This window comes from Flavobacterium sp. U410, from assembly GCF_053570605.1.
In genome coordinates, this window is record NZ_JBSEFI010000029.1 from 1 (window position 1) to 21,920 (window position 21,920).

A 21,920-nucleotide genomic window follows, 5' to 3' on the forward strand; every position below is an offset into this window, starting at 1 on the left:
AGCTACTTAAAAAAAGTAACTCTTTCTTTTCAGAGGCATCGCCCGGATTCGAACCGGGGTAGACGGTTTTGCAGACCGGTGCCTAGCCGCTCGGCCACGACGCCCTTTAATTGGAACGCAAATTTACACATATTTTAATGTAACACAAGAAAATTTTAGTAAATTTTAATTTTAACAATGTTTTAAAGCCTTTTTTTTAGATTACTTTTGAATAATTTTTGAACCCATTTTATTCATGAAAAAAACACAACATTTAAAACCTTTATTACATTTCTTTTTAATTGGTTTAATAATCAATTCTTTAAGTAGAATAATTCTCTTTTTTATTTTTAAAGACAGAGTTATGGAAACCGAAAATTACATTCAATTGTTTTTAATCGGTTTACGATTTGATATTATTCTATTGAGTTATTTATCCTATTTACCTTTTGTTTTAATTACTTTTTTACCGGATAATTGGTTACAAAAAATAAAGAATTTCTTTACTGTTTATTTTACATTCTTTCTTTTCATCATGCTATTGATGGAATTAGCAACACCCGATTTTGTGCACCAGTACGATACACGTCCCAATCGTTTGTTTTTAGATTATTTAATTTATCCTAAAGAAGTTGTCGGAACCTTAATCAAAAGCTATTTAGGTTCATTAATCGGAACTTTTGTAGTACTGGGTATCACTTTGTTTTATGTATTTAAAAAAGGGAAAAAGTATTTTTATCCGGTAGCTGGTTTTTCGTATCTGTATAAATTGATTTTGTTTGTTCCAATAGGTTTTTTATTATTCTGGGGAGCTCGTTCCAGTTTAACTTCAAAACGTCCTATAAACGCCAGTAATGCTATTTTTTCTTCGGATCAAATGACGAATTCTTTAGCTTTAAATTCGACTTATACCGTTGCTTTTGCTGCTTATTCGTTAAAGAATGAAGGAAATACCAAAAAATATGGTAAAATGGATGAACAAGAAGCCTATAACCGAGTAAAAAAATACATGGATGTAACTGATTTTATTCCTTCTGAAGTTCCTTTTTTACATCAAGTGAAACCCGATTCTATTCAACTGAAATACAATGTTGTGATCTTTTTACAAGAGAGTTTAGGTGCCGAATATGTAGGTTGTTTAGGGGGGTTGCCTTTAACGCCAAAGTTAGACGAATTATCAAAAGAAGGCTTATTATTTACGAATTTGTATTGTACCGGAACACGTAGTGTTAGAGGAATTGAACAAGTAACTTCCGGATTTATACCCAATCCATCTGAAAGTGTGGTTAAATTAAGTGGTGCTCAACAAGGTTTTTTTACACTAGCAGATGCTTTTGGAAGTCAAGGTTATGATACCAGTTTTATTTATGGCGGTATGGCTAATTTTGATAATATGGCTTCGTTTTTTAACGGAAATGGCTTTAAAAATATTATTGATGAAACTGATTTTGATGGTGATGGTCAGCAATATGCTTTGAAAGGAACTTGGGGGTATAGTGATGAAGATTTGGTAACTAAAGCAAATAATTACTTTAAATCACAAGGAAATAAACCGTTCTTTTCTTTGATGTTTTCAACTTCTAATCATGAACCTTTTGAGTTTCCTGATGGTAGAATTGATCTGTATGAACAACCCAAAAATACAGTTCACAATGCCATGAAATATGCTGATTTTGCTATTGGTAAATTCTTTGAATTGGCTAAAAAAGAAGCCTATTTTAAGAATACCATTTTCATTGTTATTGCCGATCATAATACCCGAACGTATGGAAAAAATTTGGTTCCGGTTAATAAATTTCATATTCCGGCTTTAATTATTGCACCTAATGTTGAACCCGCTATTTATGATGATTTAGCAAGCCAAATGGATATTGCGCCTACGTTGTTGCAATTATCCGGAATTACAACTAATTCGCCTATGGTAGGACGAAATCTAATGAAAAAACAAACCAAAGAAGGCAGAACTATTATGCTGTTTCATGAAACGTATTCGTTTAGAGTGGGCAACGAAATTGTAGTTTTTAATCCTAATGCGGAACCTTTACAATTCAAATTAGAGAATGATACAACGATGGTACCAATGCCATTAAATAAGGAATTAGCAGCAGATGGTTTGGCTCATATTGTTGCTTCGAGTAATTTGTATAAAGAAAGAAAATATAGAAGTAAGTAATAATAAAAACCTGTCTCAAGGTAGAGTATTTGTCATGTTGAATTTATTTCAAAATCTAAGATTATTTTCTAGAATCTGAACTCGTTTCAGATTGACATAAAATTTTCTTGAGACAGCCTTTTTTAATTTCTGAACTCTTCCATTTCAATAGTAACACTTTCTACATCACCACCTATAGGAGGATTGAGTTTTGAAACCCCGACTTTAATACGTGAAACTTGAGGTAATTCTCTAAAGGTTCTCACAATAATTCGATGAGCAACATGTTCTAATAGTTTAGCTCTTTCTGCCATTTCTTCGGCAACTATATTGTTAAGATGTACATAATCAACAGTATCTTGTAAATCATCCGTTTCTGCTGATTTGCGTAAATCAGTTTTAATTTCTAAATCTACACGATAATCACTTCCTATTTTTCCTTCTTCAATTAAGCATCCGTGATAGGCAAAAACGCGTATATTATTCAATCGAATCGTTCCCATTTTTTTACAGTTTACAGTTTACAGTTTACAGTTTACAGTTTTTATTGAACCATAAACTTTAAACCATAAACTTTTTTTATCTTTGTCAAAAGTAAAAAAAAGACAATGTCTACTGAAGAAAAATCACTGAATTTTATTGAACAAATCATTGAAGAAGATTTAAAAAATGGTTTGTCAAATGATAAATTACGCTTTCGTTTTCCACCGGAACCTAACGGATATTTACACGTAGGTCATGCAAGTGCCATTTGTTTAAATTTTGGTTTAGGAATTGATTATAATGCACCGGTTAATTTACGTTTTGACGATACTAATCCTTCAAAAGAAGAGCAAGAATATGTAGATGCTATTAAACGTGATGTGGAATGGCTTGGTTACCAATGGGATAAAGAATGTTATGCTTCGGATTATTTTCAACAATTATATGATTGGGCAGTTGAATTAATTAAAAAAGGCAAAGCGTATGTTGACAATCAGTCTTCAGAAGAAATGGCAAAACAAAAAGGTACGCCTACTCAACCTGGAACTGATAGTCCTAACAGAAACCGCTCAGTTGAAGAAAATTTAGACTTATTTGAACGCATGAAAAACGGTGAATTTCCTAACGGAAGTTACGTTTTACGTGCTAAAATAGATATGGCTTCGCCTAATATGTTAATGCGAGATCCTATTATGTATCGTATTATGCACGCACATCACCATAGAACTGCTGATAAATGGTGTATTTATCCAATGTATGACTGGGCTCATGGTGAAAGTGATTACTTAGAACAAGTATCACATTCTTTATGTACACTTGAGTTTTTACCTCATAGAGAGTTGTATGACTGGTTTTTAACTAACATTTACGATGAGTCAAAAGTTAGACCAAAACAACGTGAATTTGCTCGTAGAAACTTATCTCATACAGTAGTTTCTAAACGTAAATTATTACAATTGGTAACTGAAGGTCATGTAACCGGTTGGGATGATCCTCGTATGAGTACTATTTCCGGTATGAGAAGAAGAGGTTATACACCGGCTTCTATCCGTAATTTTGCTAAAACTATTGGTATTGCTAAACGTACAAACTTGATAGATGTTTCATTATTAGAGTTTTGCGTTCGCGAAGATTTGAATAAAATTACGCCTCGCGTTATGGCTGTTCTTGATCCGGTAAAGTTAGTGATTACGAATTATCCGGAAGGAAAAGAAGAATGGTTAGAAGCAGAAAACAATCCTGAAGAAGAAGTAATGACGTATAGAAAAGTTCCTTTTTCTAAAGAATTGTATATTGAAAGAGAGGATTTTAAAGAAGAAGCAGATAAACGTTTTTTCCGTTTGAAATTAGATGGAGAAGTTCGTTTAAAAAATGCCTATATTATTAAAGCAGAATTAGTTATAAAAGACGAAAACGGAAATATTACCGAAATTCATTGTACGTATGACGAAGATTCTCGTTCAGGAAGTGGAACCGAAGCAAGTAAAAGAAAAGTAAAAGGAACCATTCATTGGGTTTCTATTCCGCATGCAAAAGAAGCTGAAATTCGTGTGTATGACCGTTTGTTTACCCATGAAAATCCGGATGGAAATAAGGAAGTTGACTTTAAAGAATACATCAACCCGGAATCGTTAAAAGTGATTACAGGTTATGTGGAACCAAGTTTAACTACAGCTCAAGATTTGGATCATTTCCAATTTCAACGTTTAGGTTATTTTTGTGTGGATCGCGATTCAACGGCTGAAAAATTAGTTTTTAACAAAACCGTTGGTTTACGAGATACTTGGGCAAAAGTGAGTGAACAATAAACTAATTATTAGTTCACAGTTTAAGTTTTCTGGATTTTAAAAATATGATCGCATAATTTTTCATTCTATAAGAAACTAAATTATGCGATTTTTTATTTCTTAAGTATTATGATTATCTATCAAAAATTTATTTGAACCCTATTTTTGTTGCATATTTCTTTATAATTTTTAAAATATATTATTCTTTATGAAAAAACTTTTTTTTATTTCAACATTGTTGTTTACACTATTTTCTTTCTCGCAGTGGGATGTGAAAAAATGGCAATTGGCTAATGATAATCCTATTGTTGTAAAAATTTTATCAGATACTTCCAGTGCATCACTTTCTTTTAATGAGAATATTAAAAAGTATGCTGATAGTATTTTTGGAAATAGAATTTATAAATATCTTGAAAAGAAAGAATTTGATAAATTTATAAAGAACAACAAAAATCATAAAAAATACAATTATATAAGTACGCTTGTAGTTGGTAATTCAGTTGATGATCCATACTTAAGTTTTAGATTAGGTGTTTGTGGACCAAGTTATTATAAAATTCCAGTGATGTCTACAGCATTTTATTTGGTTGATAAAAAAACACCTTATCATTTATCAGAAGGGGATATTAAATTTATGATATTAAATTTTAAAAATGAAATAGATGTAAATATTGAAAAAATTAGAACTACTAAAAAAGGACCTTTTGTAAAAAAGTCTGCTAAAGAATTAAATCCCAATGCTGAAGAATTGAAAAATTTAACGCTATTAGTTGTCGATAAAGATTGGAATTTTGGACACTATTATGGTGATTATGATTTAAAAAAATTTATTACTAAATTAAAAGAAGTATATCATTATAAAATTGAGATTGTTGACAGAGACAGAGTAGAGCAAGCTATTTTAAAGAATGAAAAGGGAGTAGCTTTTATTTTTCGAGATGCTAAAATTTATAAAGCAGAAAATTTTAAAGAATTATTTGCTGATTATTCCCCTCCTAATTTTTTCCGAGATTTGGGAGTAATGAAAAAATATTTTGATTTTTTAGTTGAATCAGTAGAATGATAATTATAAATTAAAGCCTATAAGATTTCCTTATGGGCTTTAATTTTATAATATAGAAAGTATTAATTGTATTATTGTTAATTATTGATTTTTTATATAATAATTAAAATTTATTATTATTTTACTTTTAATAAATATTAACTTTTAAAAGTAGCTTCCATATTTTAATTTTAAGACCGTTTTAAAATTGGGTAATATGATTTATATCTAATAAAATAAAAATTGATTAAATCGCTTTATTTTAATTTTAGACTAAAAAATGCCCTAAAGTTTACTTTTTAACCCTGATGGAAGCGGTATCTTTTGTTTTTTTGTCACACTGAGCTTCTTGTCTCATAATTTTGCTTGAGATGATAATTTGGAGAGACAATTTATAAAATACAAAAAACAAAAATTTAGTGAACAGCAGGAACTTGCGTTTAAAAAATGCTTCACGTTTTGTTCCAAAAAAAATCCACCAATTTTTCAACTGATGGATTTCTGATTTTTCTTTGTCATGCTGACACAAGCGTTAGCGAATTGACAGAGTAATTTATTTCAGCATCTTACGCTTCGGTGTCGTCGTCATTTTTCTTTTTTGGTGCTTTTTTCATAGCTTCGCCCACTTGGTTACTTGCTGTAAAACTAGCCACCATGTTGTTTAACATATCACTTCCGGCTTGTGGAGAGTTAGGTAACAAGATCAAGTTACTGTTGTTATCGCTTCCGATAGCTTGTAGCGTATCATAATGTTGGGTAACTACAATCAACGCAGAAGCTTCTTGAGAGTTGATCCCTACTCCATTTAACACATCTACCGATTCTACCAAACCACGAGCAATTTCTCTACGTTGGTCTGCAATACCTTGACCTTGAAGACGTTTACTTTCTGCTTCTGCTTTAGCTTTAGCCACAATTCTAATACGTTGTGCTTCTGCTTCATATTCGGCAGCTGTTTTTTCACGATCAGCAGCATTGATACGGTTCATCGCATTTTTAACTTGAATATCCGGATCGATATCGGTAATTAATGTATTGATAATGTCGTAACCATAGGTTGACATAGCTTCATTTAATTCGCGTTTTACAGCAATAGCGATATCATCTTTACGTTCAAAAACGTCATCTAATTTTAATTTTGGAACCTCAGCACGCACTACGTCAAATACATACGAAGTAATTTGGTCATGCGGATATTCTAATTTATAAAAGGCTTCGTATACTCTTTCTTGTAAAACTTTAAACTGAACGGAAACTTTTAGTTTTACGAATACGTTGTCTTTGGTTTTAGTTTCGATGATTACATCTAACTGTTGAATTCTCAGGTTTACTTTTCCGGCAACTCTGTCAATAACCGGAATTTTCATGTGTAATCCGGAATTACGAATGGAATGAAACTTTCCAAAGCGCTCAATAATTACTGAAGTTTGTTGTTTTACTGTAAAGAAAGATGCAAAAACAAGAAAGACAATAATAACAATAAAAGGATAAATCATAATATTTTTTTGATTGGTTATATCTATTATACGCTTTTTCTATAAAAAAGTTACAGTTTTAGATTTTAAACCCTACTTTTGGTTCAAAATGATCTATTTATGAAAAAAATTGTTGCTTTTATATTTTTATTAGTTTCTGTAAGTTCTTTTGCTCAATACGGTTACAGAGATAACAATAGAATTGGGATTTCAGGAGGAGTTACTCAATTGAGTTTGTTTTCCAATCAGTTTAATGCCAGTCCGGAAGCAGGTTGGATTGGTGGTTTTTCATTGAGAGGAAATTATTATAACAATTGGCAGGCAGTATTTGGTATGCATTTTACGGATAGTAATTTTTCAATGCAATCAGTAGCAAATGAAGATATTAAATTCAAGTTAAGTGCTGTACAAATATATTTAGTTGCTAGTTATATGGTTGTTGAAAACCATTTAACTTTGGAAATTGGTCCTGTTTTACAAGTAAATGGAAAGCTTAAAATTGATGATTTAGACGAAAATAAGTTCTTAAAAGATAGTCCTTTATTAACGGCTAATGATATTGTAGATATTACTAAGATTAACGGAAACATTTATGCTGGAGTTACTGCTGGATTCAAACAAGTTCGTTTGCATTTTAGTTATCAATATGGTTTGAACAACATTATGAATAACTTGAATAAAAATGCTGAATTGGTGGCTTTAAACGGAAATGAAAAATTTAAAGGAAATATAGGATTGATCAGTGGAATGATTACTTTTTATTTGTAAGATATTTAATTTTTTATTTAAATAGTTAAAGCTCAAATAGTTTATATTTGGGCTTTATTTTTTATAAATAATCTTTATTTTATGAGAAATATTTTGGTGAGTTTATTTTTTTTATCTCTGACTACTTCATTTGGTCAGAATTTCGATTCTTTTTTAGATTCAGAAAAATTAGCTTTGGCTACTACTAAGCCTATTGTAGTAAGATTATTAGATGAAAATGATGAGAATTCAGCTATTTATAATCCAAATATTAAAAAATATGCTGAAGAGTTTTTTGGTAAAGAAAGAATTAAGAAATATTTGGTTGGTAAGGAATTTATCAATTTTGTAACAAGTAAAAAATATAAGGAAAAATATAACTTTATTGGTACTTATAATAATAAAAGCATTAAACCAGGTGAAATGCTTTTGTATTATGGCCTTTGTGGTTATAAAATTGATTATAATGCTTATTTTCTAGTTGAAGATTTTGATTTTAAAGAAAAACAAAAATTTTATCTAATTACTGAAGCAGATATTAAATTTACCTTGAGTCTTTTCAAATTAAAAATGCAGTTTGCTTTAGAAAATAATTTTGAATCTTATAAAGAATATAAAAAAGCCTTTGTTGAGAATGCGATGAATAAATCTCCAAAGAAATTGAATCCAAATGCTATGGAACTTAAAGATTTAACATTATTGGTTGATAAAGATTTAGCAGATGAAAATACTACTGATTATTTTAATTCAAATTATAAATATAAAATTGAAATTGTAGATAAAAGCAGAATTGATGAAGCTATTTTAAATAATGAAAAGGGTATTGCATTTCTTTTTAATCATGACAAATGTATTTATAAAACTGAAGATCTCTCTCGTTTATATGAATATTTATATGTACCGGTAATGGGTTATGGTGTACATTTTTTTCCATCTAAAGAAGGATTTAAAATTGATCTTGATCAATATATTAAAACTCTTCATAGTGCTATTGAATAGAAATATAAAACCCTCAACATTGTTGAGGGTTTTTGGTTTTTATACTGTAGCTATTGCTTTTTCAATACGTTTGATAGTTTCTTCTTTACCAATCATTTCAATGATATCAAACAAATGCGGACCTTTTAACTCGCCTACCAAGCTTAAACGAAGCGGTTGCATTACTTTTCCCATTCCAATTTCATTTGCTGCCATCCATTCTTTTAAGCTGTTTTCTATCGTTAATGAAGTAAAATCAGCATAAGAATTCAATTGTTCTATTACCTTTTGAAGCAATTCTTTGGTTTCTTCATTCCATTTTTTTGTTGCTTTTTCATCATACGATGTTGGTGCAACGAAGAAATAATCCGATAAATTCCATAAATCCGTCACAAAATTAGCTCTGTCTTTTACTTGAGCAATCACTTTGGTTAAATAGTCTAAAGTTGTAGCAATTCCCTTTTCTTTAACAATTGTAGCAAAAAGAACAGCTAATTCTTCATCCGATTTGGTAATCAAATATTGATGATTAAACCATTTATTTTTTTCCGGATCAAACTTAGCACCTGATTTATTTACTCTAGCTAAATCAAAAGAAGCTATCAATTCGTCTAAATTGAACAATTCTTTTTCAGTTCCGTCATTCCAACCTAATAAAGCTAAGAAGTTAACCACAGCTTCCGGAAAATAGCCTTGTTCGCGGTAACCCATTGAGATTGATTCTTCTGTTTTCCATTCTAAAGGAAATACTGGGAATCCCATTTTATCACCATCTCTTTTCGATAGTTTTCCGTTTCCAATAGGTTTTAAAATCAAGGGCAAATGGGCAAATTCTGGTGCTTTCCACTGGAAAGCTTTGTATAATAAATGGTGTAAAGGTAAACTTGGCAACCATTCTTCTCCACGAATTACGTGTGAGGTTTCCATTAAATGATCATCTACGATATTAGCCAAGTGATACGTTGGCATACCATCGCTTTTGTACAATACTTTATCATCTAACAAATTGGTATCAAACTTTACTGTTCCACGAATGATGTCATTCAATTCTAAAATTTCATTAGTTGGTGTTTTAAAACGAACGACAAAAGCATCGCCTTTAGCAATTCGTTGGTCAACTTCCTCTTTAGATAAAGCCAAAGAATTATCCAATTGTTCCCTAACCGTATGATTGTAGATAAAAGTTTTGCCTTCAGCTTCGGCTTGTTTTCTTAATTCATCTAACTTTTCTGCCGAATCAAATGCATAATATGCCCAACCATTTGCAATTAATTGTTCTGCATATTCTTTGTACATGGCTTTGCGCTCGCTTTGTCGGTACGGACCAAATTTTTCATTTTTTCCAACAGTTTCATCAGGAGCAATTCCTAACCATTCTAAAGCTTCAAAAATATAAGCTTCAGCACCGGGAACAAATCGGGTTTGATCGGTATCTTCAATTCTCAAGTAAAACGTTCCGCCATTTTTTTTGGCAAATAAATAATTAAATAAAGCTGTACGAACTCCTCCAATGTGTAAAGGACCCGTAGGACTTGGAGCAAAACGAACTCTAACTGGTTTTGACATAGTTTAGTATTTGATTCTTTTTTTGACAAAGATACATTTTTAAGATTTTAAGATTTAATTTTATATTTTTGATTTTTATATTTTTAATGGGAAATATTGCAACAAATACTAGTGAACAAATAGTTCTTTTACAAAAGAGAGGTCTAATTATTGATAACGTAGATAAAGCAAAGGAAATTTTGTTAGATATTGGTTATTATAGGTTAGGTTTTTATTGGCATCATTTTTATAATGCTAAAGAAGAACAATTTGTTGAAAACATTACATTTAAGGATGTTTCAGATTTATATTATTTTGATTCAGAACTTAGATTTTTGCTTACACAATATCTTACAAGAATTGAAATTAACTTTAGGACGAAAATAGTATATTATATTTCTAATAAATATAAAAACTCTCCTACTTGGTTTGTTGATCCTAAAGTTATTAGTTCAGATTTTATAAATAATTTTGATGAACATTATAATGATGATTTTAAGAAAATAAATGTAATTAAGAATCACCATAAAAAGTATATTAATGATAAATATGCACCTGCATGGAAGACGATAGAATATTTTACATTTGGTACTGTTTTTAAAATATTCGATAGTATTAATGATAATGAGATTAAAGAGAGAATTTCTAAATGTTATAATATATATGATGTTTATAAGTTTTCTAATTTTATGAAAAATATAATATTTTTAAGAAATATTTGCGCGCATGGCGGTGTTTTATATGATTTAAATTTAGGTAAAGGTTTTTCAAAAATATATCAAATTACTTATTCTACACGAAATACACATACTTTAGATGCTGCTTGTAAAGTAATTTCTTTTTTACTAAATTCAATATCTGAGAATAGAAAAAATGATTTTGAGCTACAATTAGATAGTATACTCGATAAATATTTTGTTAATGGAAAGGTTAAATCTATAATTCAGGAAAAAACTGATTTTAAAATATAATTTTTTTTGTATCTTTGTGGTCTCTAAGTGCCCCTTTAAGGATTTAATTGCTTTATTGCTGCACTATAAAAAAATATGTTTGCCCAGTTTAATTAAACTGGGCTTTTTTATTCAAAATAAATTAACATTTTTCTTTATTTTAAAATTGTACTTTTATAGGTTAAATGCAAATGCAAAAGAACCTTGGAAACAAAATCAATCATTTACAACAAATTAGAGTCTTTTATTAAGAAGTATTACACGAATGAAATCATAAAAGGGGCTTTACTTTTTATGACTTTAGGACTTTTATACTTTTTATTTACGTTACTTGTGGAACATTTTTTATGGCTTTCCACTGGCGGACGTACGGTTTTATTTTGGCTTTTTATTCTAGTTGAAGTTTTTTTGTTGTCCAAATTCATTGTGTTACCACTGTTCAAGTTGTTCAAATTGCAAAGCGGAATTGATTATACCGAAGCTTCTAAAATCATTGGAAATCACTTTTCAGAAGTAAACGATAAGCTATTGAATTTTCTACAACTTTCAAATGATGCGAATCCATCGGAACTTGTTTTAGCTTCTATCGATCAAAAAGCAAATGCATTGCAACCGATTCCATTTTCTAATGCTATTGATTTTTCTAAAAATAAAAAGTATTTGCCTTATGCATTAATTCCAATTATTGTTTTGTTATTGTTTTTTGCAACTGGTAATTCTTCGGTAATCGGTGAAAGTTTAAATCGTGTGGTTCATTATGAAACAGCTTATGCTCCTCCTGCTCCATTTCATTTTACGATTTTAAATAAAGAGTTAAAGGTAAAACAACACGATAATTTTTTGTTACAAGTGAATACTAACGGAAAGATTATTCCGGAAAATGTGAAGATAAAAATTGGTAACGAAACCTATTTTATGGAGAATATTGCTCCTGGAAAATTTGTATATAACTTGACGAATGTTTTGCAAGATGTAAATTTCCAGTTGAGTTCTAATGAAGTGGTTTCTCAAGATTATCTTTTGGAAGTAATGAATGTACCTTCTATTTCAAACTTTGCTATGGAACTAAGATTCCCAAGTTATTTGAATAGAAAGAATGAAACGGTTACGGGAACTGGAAATATTATAGTGCCGGAAGGAACTAGAATTAATTGGAAAATTGATGCAAAAGCGACTACTGCTATTGATTTTACGGTTGATGATACTACTACTCCATTCCAATTCAATGATGCTATATTTTCATTTACTAAAGTAATCCGAAATCCGTTCGAATATCAAATTATTACTTCTAATAAAGAACTGAAAGGATATGAAAAACTGGGATATGCTATTGATGTAGTCAAAGATCAGTTTCCTACAATCAACGCTAATTTTGTTCCGGATAGTTTAAAGACCAATGCTAAAATGATCGTTGGGCAAGTTTCCGATGATTATGGATTATCAAAATTACAAGTTGTTTTCTATGATAAAGACCATAAAGATAATGTTCGAAAAGCAGCTCTACCTTTAAACAAAGGACTGTATGATCGTTTTGTTTACACATTTCCGGCTGGTTTACAGTTGCAACCTGGAATTTCGTATGAATATTATTTTGAAGTATTTGATAATGATATAGTTAATGGTAATAAAAGCACAAAATCTAACGTTTTTAAACATTATGAACTAACTGCCAATGAAAAAGACGATGTCTTATTGCAAAACCAACAAGAAAATATCAATGCTTTAGAAAAATCGCTGCAAGAACAGGAAAAGCAATTGCAAAAGATGGATGATTTGGAACGTTTAAATAAAGAGAAATCTTCTTTGAATTTTTCGGATCAAAAGAAAATAAAAGACTTCATTTCTAAACAGCAACGACAAGAAGAGATGATGAAAGAGTTTTCCAAAAAGTTAGAAGAAAATATCAAAGATTTCAAAAAAGAAGATACGCCAGAAAACAAAGAATTAGAACGTCGTTTAGATGAGTTTCAAAAGCAATCTGAGAAAAACGAGAAGCTTTTGGAAGAATTGGAAAAGCTAACTGAAAAGTTACAGAAGGAAGAATTGTTCAATAAAGCGGATCAATTGAAGCAAAATACGAAGAATCAGCAAATGAGTTTAGAGCAATTAGTAGAACTAACAAAACGGTATTATACAGAAGAAAAGGCAAAACAAGTTGCTGATAAATTAGAACAATTAGGTGAAAAGCAAGAGGACTTATCAAAACAAAATGAAGATAAAAACACCAAAGCGGAACAAGATAAAATCAATAAGGAGTTCGATCAAATTAAGAAGGAATTAGATCAATTAGAAAAAGACAATAATGAATTGCAATCTCCTTTAGATATTCCAAATACGGATAGCGAAGAAAAGGATATCCAAAACGATTTGAATAAAGCTTCCGATGCTTTAGAGAAAAATAATCAACAAAAAGCGAAGCCAAGTCAGAAAGCTGCAGGTCAAAAAATGAAAGAAATGGGAGGACAAATGAGTGCATCAATGAATGCTGGAGATATGATGCAAATGGAAGAAGATGTAAAAGCTTTACGCCAGATATTAGATAATCTTTTAGCATTTTCTTTCAATCAAGAAGACTTGCTAAAGGTTACCGATAATGCAAAATCCTCTACCCTACAGTTTAATAAAATACTAAAAGAGCAACAGAATTTGAAGATACAGTTTAAACACGTTGACGATAGTATTTTTGCTATAGCCAAAAGAAATCCTATGATTTCAGAAGTGGTTTTAAATGAAGTTGGAAACGTTCATTATAATTTGGATCATTCGCTTTCCAGTTTGGCTGATAATAATTTTTACAAAGGAAAAGGACATCAGCAGTACACTTTAACCGCTGTTAATACTCTTGCTGATATGCTTAGCAATATTCAAAGTAATATGATGATGCAAATGCAAATGTCGGGTCAAGGACAGGGAAAACCACAACCCGGAAAAGGTTCAGGTGGTGGTATGCAGTTACCTGATATTATTAAAAAGCAACAAGAGTTGAGCGGACAAATGCAAGATGGTATGGGCAAAGGAAAGGAAAAGGGAAAAGAAAAAGGAGAGAAAAGTGGTAAAGAAGGTGGGCAAGGACAAGGTGAAAGCGGACAACAAGAAGGAAAAAATGGAACAAATGAAGGTGAAGCCGGGGAGATTTTAGAGATTTTAAAACAGCAACAACAATTGCGTGATGCTTTACAGCAAGCTTTGCAAAAAGAAGGTAATTCAGGTATTGGTCAATCGGCTTTAGATAAGATGAAAGATATTGAAAAGCAATTATTGAATAAAGGTTTTAAAAACGAAACGCTTCAAAAGATATTGAATTTAAATCACGAATTATTGAAGTTAGAAAAAGCTATTCAACAACAAGGTGAAGACAATAAAAGAAAATCGAATACCAATAAAGAGGAATATAACGGAACATCAAAACCGCTTCCTAAAGAGGTGAAAGATTATTTGAATAGTATTGAAATTTTAAACAGACAAACACTACCTTTGCAGCCAAATTACAATAAAAAGGTTCAAAATTATTTCAACCAACATGATTAGTTTTAATTACGAAATTGATTTTGCTTTAGAAAACGAAGATGTATATTCTGATTGGATTGAGTCTATCGTTAAATCTGAAGGTAAAATTTTAGGCGAAATCAACTATATATTTTGTGATGATGAATATTTACATCAGATCAATGTACAGTATTTAGACCACGATACACTTACTGATATTATTAGTTTTGATTATACAGAAGGTGATATAATTAGTGGCGATATTTTCCTTTCTGTCGAACGTGTGCAAGATAATGCTAATGATTTTCAAGTTTCGTTTGAAGAAGAATTAAAAAGAGTGATGTCGCATGGGGTATTGCATTACTGTGGTTATAAAGATAAATCAGAAGCCGACGAACAGTTGATGCGCACAAAGGAAGAGGAAAAAATACAAATGTTCCACGTGAAACATTAAACCACTTCCTTATTCTTTTTGTTCCACGTGGAACAAAAAAGAAGATTAAATAAAATAAACGTTCCACTTGGAACGTTTGTGAAAAAAAGTAAGTTTAAGCTGTTCCACGTGGAACAGCTTAAAAAAATAATTAAAATTCATATTAAAGTGAGTCTATTTCAAGATCAATATGATGTTATAGTTGTGGGAGCTGGTCATGCCGGATCTGAAGCTGCTGCTGCTGCTGCTAATATGGGTTGTAAAACTTTATTAGTTACCATGAGTTTGCAAAACATTGCTCAAATGTCTTGCAACCCTGCAATGGGTGGAATTGCAAAAGGGCAAATCGTTCGTGAAATTGATGCCTTGGGTGGTTACTCTGGAATTGTTTCCGATAAAACGGCAATCCAATTCAAAATGTTGAACGTATCCAAAGGTCCTGCTATGTGGTCGCCAAGATGTCAAAGCGATAGGATGCGTTTTGCAGAAGAATGGCGAATGATGTTAGAACAAACTCCAAATTTGGATTTCTATCAAGAAATGGTTTCCGGAATTTTAACGGAAAACGGAAAGCTTGTAGGTGTGAAAACAGCTTTAGGAATTGAGATAAAAGGTAAGACAGTTGTCTTAACTAACGGAACGTTTTTGAACGGTTTAATTCATATTGGTGAAAAACAATTTGGTGGTGGACGTGCAGGAGAAAGTGCTTCTTATGGAATTACGGAAGATTTGGTGAATTTAGGTTTTGAAGCTGGACGAATGAAAACAGGAACGCCTCCACGTGTAGATGGTCGCTCTTTAGATTATTCTAAAATGATTGAACAACCAGGTGATGTAAATCCACAAAAATTTTCATATTCTAATCAAACGCAACCTTTAAAAGAACAACGTTCGTGTTGGATGACCTATACTTCAAATCAAGTGCACGATTTATTGCGCGAAGGTTTTGATCGTAGTCCAATGTTTAACGGACGCATTAAAAGTATTGGTCCGCGTTATTGTCCTTCGATTGAAGATAAAATCAATCGTTTTGCTGATAAAGATCGTCACCAACTTTTTGTGGAACCGGAAGGTTGGAATACTGTTGAAGTGTATGTGAATGGTTTTTCTACTTCATTGCCGGAAGATGTTCAGTTTAAAGCATTGCGTTCTGTAGCGGGTTTTGAGAATGTAAAATTCTTTCGTCCGGGGTATGCTATCGAATATGACTACTTCCCTCCTACGCAATTGAAGCATACGTTGGAAACAAAATTAGTAGAAGGTTTATATTTCGCGGGGCAAATTAATGGAACAACGGGTTATGAAGAAGCCGCTTCTCAAGGTTTAATGGCTGGTATAAATGCAGCATTAAAAGTGAAAGAACAAGAGCCATTAATTTTAAAACGTGACGAAGCCTATATTGGAGTTCTTATTGATGATTTAATTACGAAAGGAACTGAAGAACCATATCGAATGTTTACGTCTCGTGCTGAATATAGAACTTTGTTGCGTCAAGATAATGCTGATTTGCGTTTGACACCAAAAGGATATGCAATTGGCTTAGCAAAACAAGAACGCATGGAACGCATGGAAGAAAAAATGGTGAAGTCCGAAGCGTTTTTACAATTCTTTAAAGAAACCAGTGTAAAGCCAGAAGAAGCAAATCCGATTTTAGAATCCAAAGGTTCTTCGCCAATGGCACAACCCGATAAAATGTTTAAAGTGTTTTCGCGGCCACAATTGGATTTAGAAGATTTTAAAAAATTTGAAAAAGTAAGCGAATATATCAACGAACATCAATTGGATGACGAAATTGTGGAGCAAGCAGAAATTCAAGTGAAATATTCGGGATATATTGAAAAAGAAAAAAGTCACGCAGATAAATTACATCGTTTAGAAGATGTTAAAATTCCGGATAATTTCGATTTTGATAAAATTAAATCCATTTCAATTGAAGCCAAACAAAAACTAAATAAAATTCGCCCTAAAACAATTGCACAAGCGTCTCGTATTAGCGGTGTATCGCCAAGTGATATTTCTGTGTTGTTGATTTATATGGGAAGATAATTTTTTCAAGAGAAAAGAAGAAAGAGAAATAAAATGTTTCACGTGAAACATTTTATTTTTAGAGTTTAATTTTATCACTTCGATTTGTTATCTCGAGCGGAGTCGAGAGACGAGAAGTCACATTAAGAAATACAAAAAATGACTTTTAAAGAAAATAATATTTATGTTAACGTTAAAGATTTTTCGGTTTCCGGAGAATCTTTTTCTTTGTTAGAAAATAAGGAATACGGAATTTTAAAAACCACTCCTACTCCATCGCTTGAACAATTGCCTTCATATTATGAAAGTGAAGATTATATTTCACATACAGATGGTGCACGAACACTTTTCGAAAAAATTTATCAAAGTGTGAAAGTGTATGCTATTCAAAGTAAAGTCGAATTAATTTCAAAATTTGCTAAAAAAGGATCTTTGTTGGATATTGGTGCCGGAACGGGAGATTTTTTAGTAGCTGCTCAAAAAAGTGGTTGGCATGTTTTAGGTTTAGAGCCTAATGCTAAAGCAAAAACAATTGCAGTTGGGAAAGGAATTTCGTTTGCTGAAAATTTGGAAGCCATTCCTGATCAAAGTTATGATGTGATTACCATGTGGCATGTTTTAGAGCATGTTCCCGATTTGGATTACCAATTAAACCAATTGAAACGAATTTGTAAATCGGGCGGAACTATTATTATTGCGGTTCCTAATTACAAATCGTATGATGCAAAATATTATAAAGAATTTTGGGCCGCTTATGATGTACCTCGTCACTTTTGGCATTTTTCTGCTACAGCGATCAAAAAAATATTTTCAGAAAAAAATATCGAACTGTTAAAAATTAAACCGATGTGGTTTGATAGTTTTTATGTGAGTTTATTATCCGAAAAATATAAAAACGGTAAAATGAATCCGATTAAAGCATTTTGTATTGGTTTTGCTTCAAATGTGTACGGAATCTTCAAAAAAGAATTTTCATCACATATTTACGTCCTAAAAAACAAGTAAAACTAATTTTAAAGCGTTTTAAAAGTATTTTGGTTGTAAAAGCATATAAAACCATTCAAAAAATATGAAAATCAAACAGAATTAATTTATTTAATCCTGTTTTTATAATCAAAAACTATTTTTTTGAAAGTTTAATAGTTTATTCTTATTTTTGTTTGAAGGAGAAATTGAGATGAATTCAGAAGACAAACTTTTTTTTAAAGGTATTTATGGTGACGATTCCATCAACATGGTTCGTGAGACCATTCATATTGGTTCTTTTGAAGCTACAGGTAAAAGACACGAGTGGTATATAAAACCTCATGTGCATAGTAATTTGTTCCAAATTTTTGTAATTGAAGAAGGTTATGCAGAATTACTCATTAATGATGAGTCAGAATTAATAGAGGGAATTTCTTTTTTGACGATTCCAAAAAATATTGTTCACGGTTTTAAAATGCATCCTGATGTGAAAGGCTGGGTAATTTCTCTGCATGATAAGAGTATGGAAAACATGCTCAAATTGGATGCAGATATTATCATTAGAATGGATGAAGTACATATTTTTAAACATGATCCTGAAGATAAACTAATTAGTGATGCTTATAATACGCTACATAAGTGTATTTATGAATATCACAGTGATTTGCCTGCAAAACAACATGCCTTGCAGTATTTGGTAGGGATGTTATTGTTGCGTTTGTATAGAATCCCAACTACATCTAAATTATCTATTCAAATTCAAGACAATAAATTTACTTTATTTTACAGGAGATTCTTACAATTAATTAGAGAAAAAAATTCATTTAAGTTTGGTGTAGAAGAGTATGCATTTCTTTTAGACATTTCTGCAGGTTATTTAAACAAAATTTGTAGAGAAGTTTCCGGGCAATCACCTAAAGATATTATTATTGAATACTATATAGACGAAGTCAAAAAAATGCTTGCTGATTTCGAATTGTCTATTTCTGATGTTGCCTATAAAATCGAATTAAATGATCCGGGTTATTTGACTCGTTTATTCAAAAAGAAAACAGGTATGACTCCAAAAGAATACCGAGCTTCAATAGGAGCTAAATAATTTCTTCTCATAAATATTTACTAAGTATTTTCTTTCTTTTAATACTTTATACATCAGTTTCTTAACTTCCCTAATGAGAAGGTTTATTTGTTTCCGTTCTATTTAAAAGTCCTTTTTTTTACATTACTATAACGTTTGAAAACGTAAAAAATGTTATTTTTTTTGTTTATAGTGTAAAAAAAATTGATTTGTCCTATTTTTTATTTAAAAACATAATTTTTTGCTCCAAATAAATATAAAATTTGCATATAACAAAAAAATATGTATAAAAAAATAAACAATACATATTAAGATTTATTGATTATTGTCAAATTAATAATTCGCTCTTTTATTATATAAAAACTTACTAATAATTAAAAAATCAGAAATTATGACTAGAGAGTTAATTGATGAAGTATTGAACCGAATTCAATCTCAAGAAAAAAATGGAGAAGGTAACCCACGTGTAAAAGAAATTGTATCTCGTTTATTAAGAGATTTATTTTATGCTATGGATGATTTAAACATCACTTCAGAAGAAATGTGGCATGCGTGTGATTGGCTTTCTCAAACAGGTAAAAACAACGAATGGGGACTTGTATTTGCAGGTTTAGGAATTGAGCATTTTATTGATGTAAGAATGGATTGGGAAGATGAGCAAGCTGGTGTTCATTTAAAAACACCCCGTACAATTGAAGGTCCTTTATATGTTGCAGGTTCTCCTGAAACTTTAAGTTATGCAGAATTGGAAAATGAGCCTAATCAAGGAGACGAAACATTATACATGCAAGGAACTGTAGTTGACGAAGAAGGAAATCCAATTGAAGGTGCCTTAGTAGAGGTTTGGCATTGTAACTTAAACGGATTATATTCTTATTTTGATACCACACAGTCTGAATTTAACCTGCGTAGAGCGATCCGTACAGGAAAAGACGGAAGATATCAGTTTAAATCATTCTTACCTGTTGGATATAGCTGTCCTCCAAATGGTTGTACCGATAATTTAATGAAATGGTTAGGTCGTCACGGTTCTCGTCCGGCGCATATTCACTTCTTTGTTACAGCTCCTAATTATAGAAAATTAACGACTCAAATCAATATTGACGGAGATCCGTTATTAGGTCAAGACTTTGCTTTTGCTGATAGAGCTGAATTAGTTCCACCAGTAACGCACTATACAACTGAACAAGCTAAAGCTTTAGGAAAAGACGAAGCTTTTGCTTCTATCGATTTCGATTTCAACATGGTACACGACTCTTCAAAAATAGCTCCTGGTGAAAATCACAGAACCAGAGCAGCTATTGTTACAGCATAAAACTATAGGAAAACCGTGTTTTCTATAGCACGGTTTTTTTCTCTTCTTAACAAGTAATCACCAAATTATTTTAAATCTTTTAAAAAACTCTGATTTCAGAGGAGGATTTCTATTGCCTAAAACGAAGTAATTATGGAACAAAACACAGTAAATTATATCGATTCTTTATTGATTCACGATAAAGAAAACGGAAAGTATCAGCACAATCGAAAAGCTTTTACAGATCCTGAATTATTTGAACTTGAAATGAAATACATCTACGAGAATAATTGGGTGTATTTAGCACACGAATCACAAGTAGCCAATGCAAATGACTATTACACAACCTATATTGGTCGCCAATCTGTAGTTATTACTCGTGATAAAGAAGGTCAATTACACGGTCTTATCAATTCTTGTTCGCACAAAGGAGCACAACTTTGCCGCTACAGAAAAGGAAACAAATCCTCTTTTACTTGCCCATTTCACGGTTGGACATTTAACAATTCAGGAAAGCTTCTAAAAGTAAAAGATTCAAAAGAAGCGGGTTATCCGGAACAATTTAACTGCGAAGGCTCTCATGATTTGAAGAAAGTGGCTCGTTTAGAATCATATAGAGGTTTCATTTTTGGTTCCTTAAATCCTGATGTAGTTTCTTTAAAAGAATATCTTAATGATGCTACTTTAATTATCGATCACATTGTGGATCAATCTCCGGAAGGATTAGAAGTCTTAAACGGTTCATCACAATACATTTACAACGGAAACTGGAAGTTGCAAATGGAAAATGGGGCTGATGGTTACCACGTTTCTTCAGTACATTGGAATTATGTAGCCACTATGGCGCGCCGTAACTACGATAAAGAAGGCACAAAGGCAGTTGATGCCAACGGATGGAGTAAATCACCTAGAGCGGGCGGATATGGCTTTAAAAACGGTCATATATTGCTTTGGACAACCAAATTAAATCCGGAAGTAAGTCCCATCTACAAACAAAAAGATCGTTTGATAGCAGAATTCGGTGAAGAAAAAGCAGGATTTATGTTAACAATGACACGCAATTTAGGTGTTTATCCTAATGTGTTCATCATGGATCAGTTTTCTACTCAAATTCGTGTAGTTCGTCCAATTTCAGTGAATGAAACTGAAATTACTATTTATTGTTTCGGAGTAAAAGGCGAAAGTAAAGAAGAACGTTCAACCCGAATCCGTCAATACGAAGATTTCTTCAACGTAACCGGTATGGGAACTCCCGATGATTTAGAGGAATTCCGTTCATGCCAAATTGCTTACGAATCTACAACGTTACCTTATAACGATATGAGTCGCGGTGCAACACATTGGGTTTACGGACCAGATGATCACGCTGAAAAAATGGGAATTAATCCGGTAATAAGCGGAATTAAATCAGAAGATGAAGGTTTATTTGTATCCCAACATGAATACTGGAAAGAAGCTTTGATCAAAGAGATTTCTAAAGAAGAATTAGTTTAATTAATT

At 31.4% G+C, this 21,920-nt stretch carries 16 protein-coding genes and 1 tRNA gene; 13 read left to right on the plus strand and 4 right to left on the minus strand.

Annotated elements, in window-relative coordinates; all coding sequences use genetic code 11:
- Window positions 1–33 precede the first annotated feature (33 nt).
- Window positions 34–104 (minus strand) — tRNA-Cys (locus ACUSJC_RS15470).
- A gap of 131 nt (window positions 105–235) precedes the next feature.
- On the opposite strand from ACUSJC_RS15470, the gene ACUSJC_RS15475 reads away from it, so the two are divergent.
- Window positions 236–2,152, plus strand: coding sequence for an LTA synthase family protein (locus ACUSJC_RS15475; protein WP_449270471.1), 1,917 nt, complete (start codon window positions 236–238; stop codon window positions 2,150–2,152).
- A gap of 122 nt (window positions 2,153–2,274) precedes the next feature.
- Here the strand turns inward: ACUSJC_RS15475 and folB are convergent, their stop codons facing one another.
- The gene (folB, locus tag ACUSJC_RS15480) at window positions 2,275–2,634 is read right to left on the minus strand and encodes a dihydroneopterin aldolase (protein WP_449270472.1); all 360 of its coding nucleotides are present in this window, start codon (window positions 2,632–2,634) and stop codon (window positions 2,275–2,277) included.
- A gap of 105 nt (window positions 2,635–2,739) precedes the next feature.
- Here folB and ACUSJC_RS15485 point away from each other — a divergent pair, with 105 nt between their 5' ends.
- Together ACUSJC_RS15485 and ACUSJC_RS15490 are read left to right on the plus strand one after the other, a co-directional pair.
- A complete protein-coding gene (locus ACUSJC_RS15485) occupies window positions 2,740–4,422 on the plus strand; it encodes a glutamine--tRNA ligase/YqeY domain fusion protein (protein ID WP_449270473.1) in 1,683 nt (560 codons plus the stop codon).
- A gap of 265 nt (window positions 4,423–4,687) precedes the next feature.
- Window positions 4,688–5,464: a hypothetical protein gene (locus ACUSJC_RS15490; protein ID WP_449270474.1), complete on the plus strand. Its 777-nt coding sequence runs from the start codon at window positions 4,688–4,690 to the stop codon at window positions 5,462–5,464.
- Window positions 5,465–6,009: 545 nt separating this feature from the next.
- On the opposite strand, the gene ACUSJC_RS15495 is transcribed toward ACUSJC_RS15490, so the two are convergent.
- Window positions 6,010–6,939 carry an SPFH domain-containing protein gene (locus tag ACUSJC_RS15495; protein WP_449270475.1) on the minus strand — a complete coding sequence of 310 codons (930 nt, stop codon included), beginning with the start codon at window positions 6,937–6,939 and terminating at the stop codon, window positions 6,010–6,012.
- Window positions 6,940–7,038: 99 nt separating this feature from the next.
- On the opposite strand from ACUSJC_RS15495, the gene ACUSJC_RS15500 reads away from it, so the two are divergent.
- Together ACUSJC_RS15500 and ACUSJC_RS15505 are read left to right on the plus strand one after the other, a co-directional pair.
- Complete coding sequence (locus ACUSJC_RS15500; RefSeq protein WP_449270476.1) at window positions 7,039–7,686, plus strand: outer membrane beta-barrel protein; 648 nt, start codon at window positions 7,039–7,041, stop codon at window positions 7,684–7,686.
- Between the two features lie 81 nt (window positions 7,687–7,767).
- Window positions 7,768–8,664 (plus strand): hypothetical protein, encoded by an 897-nt coding sequence (locus tag ACUSJC_RS15505; RefSeq protein ID WP_449270477.1) that lies wholly within the window; start codon window positions 7,768–7,770, stop codon window positions 8,662–8,664.
- Window positions 8,665–8,703: 39 nt separating this feature from the next.
- On the opposite strand, the gene gltX is transcribed toward ACUSJC_RS15505, so the two are convergent.
- Window positions 8,704–10,209 carry a glutamate--tRNA ligase gene (gene gltX, locus ACUSJC_RS15510; RefSeq protein ID WP_449270478.1) on the minus strand — a complete coding sequence of 502 codons (1,506 nt, stop codon included), beginning with the start codon at window positions 10,207–10,209 and terminating at the stop codon, window positions 8,704–8,706.
- Window positions 10,210–10,295: 86 nt separating this feature from the next.
- Here gltX and ACUSJC_RS15515 point away from each other — a divergent pair, with 86 nt between their 5' ends.
- The 8 genes from ACUSJC_RS15515 to ACUSJC_RS15550 all read left to right on the plus strand — a co-directional run bounded on the left by ACUSJC_RS15515 (window position 10,296) and on the right by ACUSJC_RS15550 (window position 21,914).
- The gene (locus ACUSJC_RS15515; protein WP_449270479.1) at window positions 10,296–11,159 is read left to right on the plus strand and encodes an Abi family protein; all 864 of its coding nucleotides are present in this window, start codon (window positions 10,296–10,298) and stop codon (window positions 11,157–11,159) included.
- Window positions 11,160–11,342: 183 nt separating this feature from the next.
- Window positions 11,343–14,666: a hypothetical protein gene (locus ACUSJC_RS15520; RefSeq protein ID WP_449270480.1), complete on the plus strand. Its 3,324-nt coding sequence runs from the start codon at window positions 11,343–11,345 to the stop codon at window positions 14,664–14,666.
- The gene (gene ybeY, locus ACUSJC_RS15525) at window positions 14,659–15,078 is read left to right on the plus strand and encodes an rRNA maturation RNase YbeY (RefSeq protein ID WP_449270481.1); all 420 of its coding nucleotides are present in this window, start codon (window positions 14,659–14,661) and stop codon (window positions 15,076–15,078) included. The genes ACUSJC_RS15520 and ybeY overlap by 8 nt, the downstream gene beginning before the upstream one ends.
- 147 nt (window positions 15,079–15,225) lie before the next feature.
- Window positions 15,226–17,103 carry a tRNA uridine-5-carboxymethylaminomethyl(34) synthesis enzyme MnmG gene (mnmG, locus tag ACUSJC_RS15530; protein WP_449270501.1) on the plus strand — a complete coding sequence of 626 codons (1,878 nt, stop codon included), beginning with the start codon at window positions 15,226–15,228 and terminating at the stop codon, window positions 17,101–17,103.
- Between the two features lie 138 nt (window positions 17,104–17,241).
- A complete protein-coding gene (locus ACUSJC_RS15535) occupies window positions 17,242–18,087 on the plus strand; it encodes a class I SAM-dependent methyltransferase (RefSeq protein ID WP_449270482.1) in 846 nt (281 codons plus the stop codon).
- A gap of 172 nt (window positions 18,088–18,259) precedes the next feature.
- Window positions 18,260–19,147 (plus strand): AraC family transcriptional regulator, encoded by an 888-nt coding sequence (locus tag ACUSJC_RS15540; RefSeq protein ID WP_449270483.1) that lies wholly within the window; start codon window positions 18,260–18,262, stop codon window positions 19,145–19,147.
- A gap of 370 nt (window positions 19,148–19,517) precedes the next feature.
- Window positions 19,518–20,441, plus strand: a complete 924-nt coding sequence (locus tag ACUSJC_RS15545; RefSeq protein ID WP_449270484.1) for a dioxygenase family protein — start codon at window positions 19,518–19,520, stop codon at window positions 20,439–20,441.
- Window positions 20,442–20,573: 132 nt separating this feature from the next.
- Window positions 20,574–21,914 (plus strand): Rieske 2Fe-2S domain-containing protein, encoded by a 1,341-nt coding sequence (locus ACUSJC_RS15550; RefSeq protein ID WP_449270485.1) that lies wholly within the window; start codon window positions 20,574–20,576, stop codon window positions 21,912–21,914.
- Window positions 21,915–21,920: the final 6 nt, after the last annotated feature.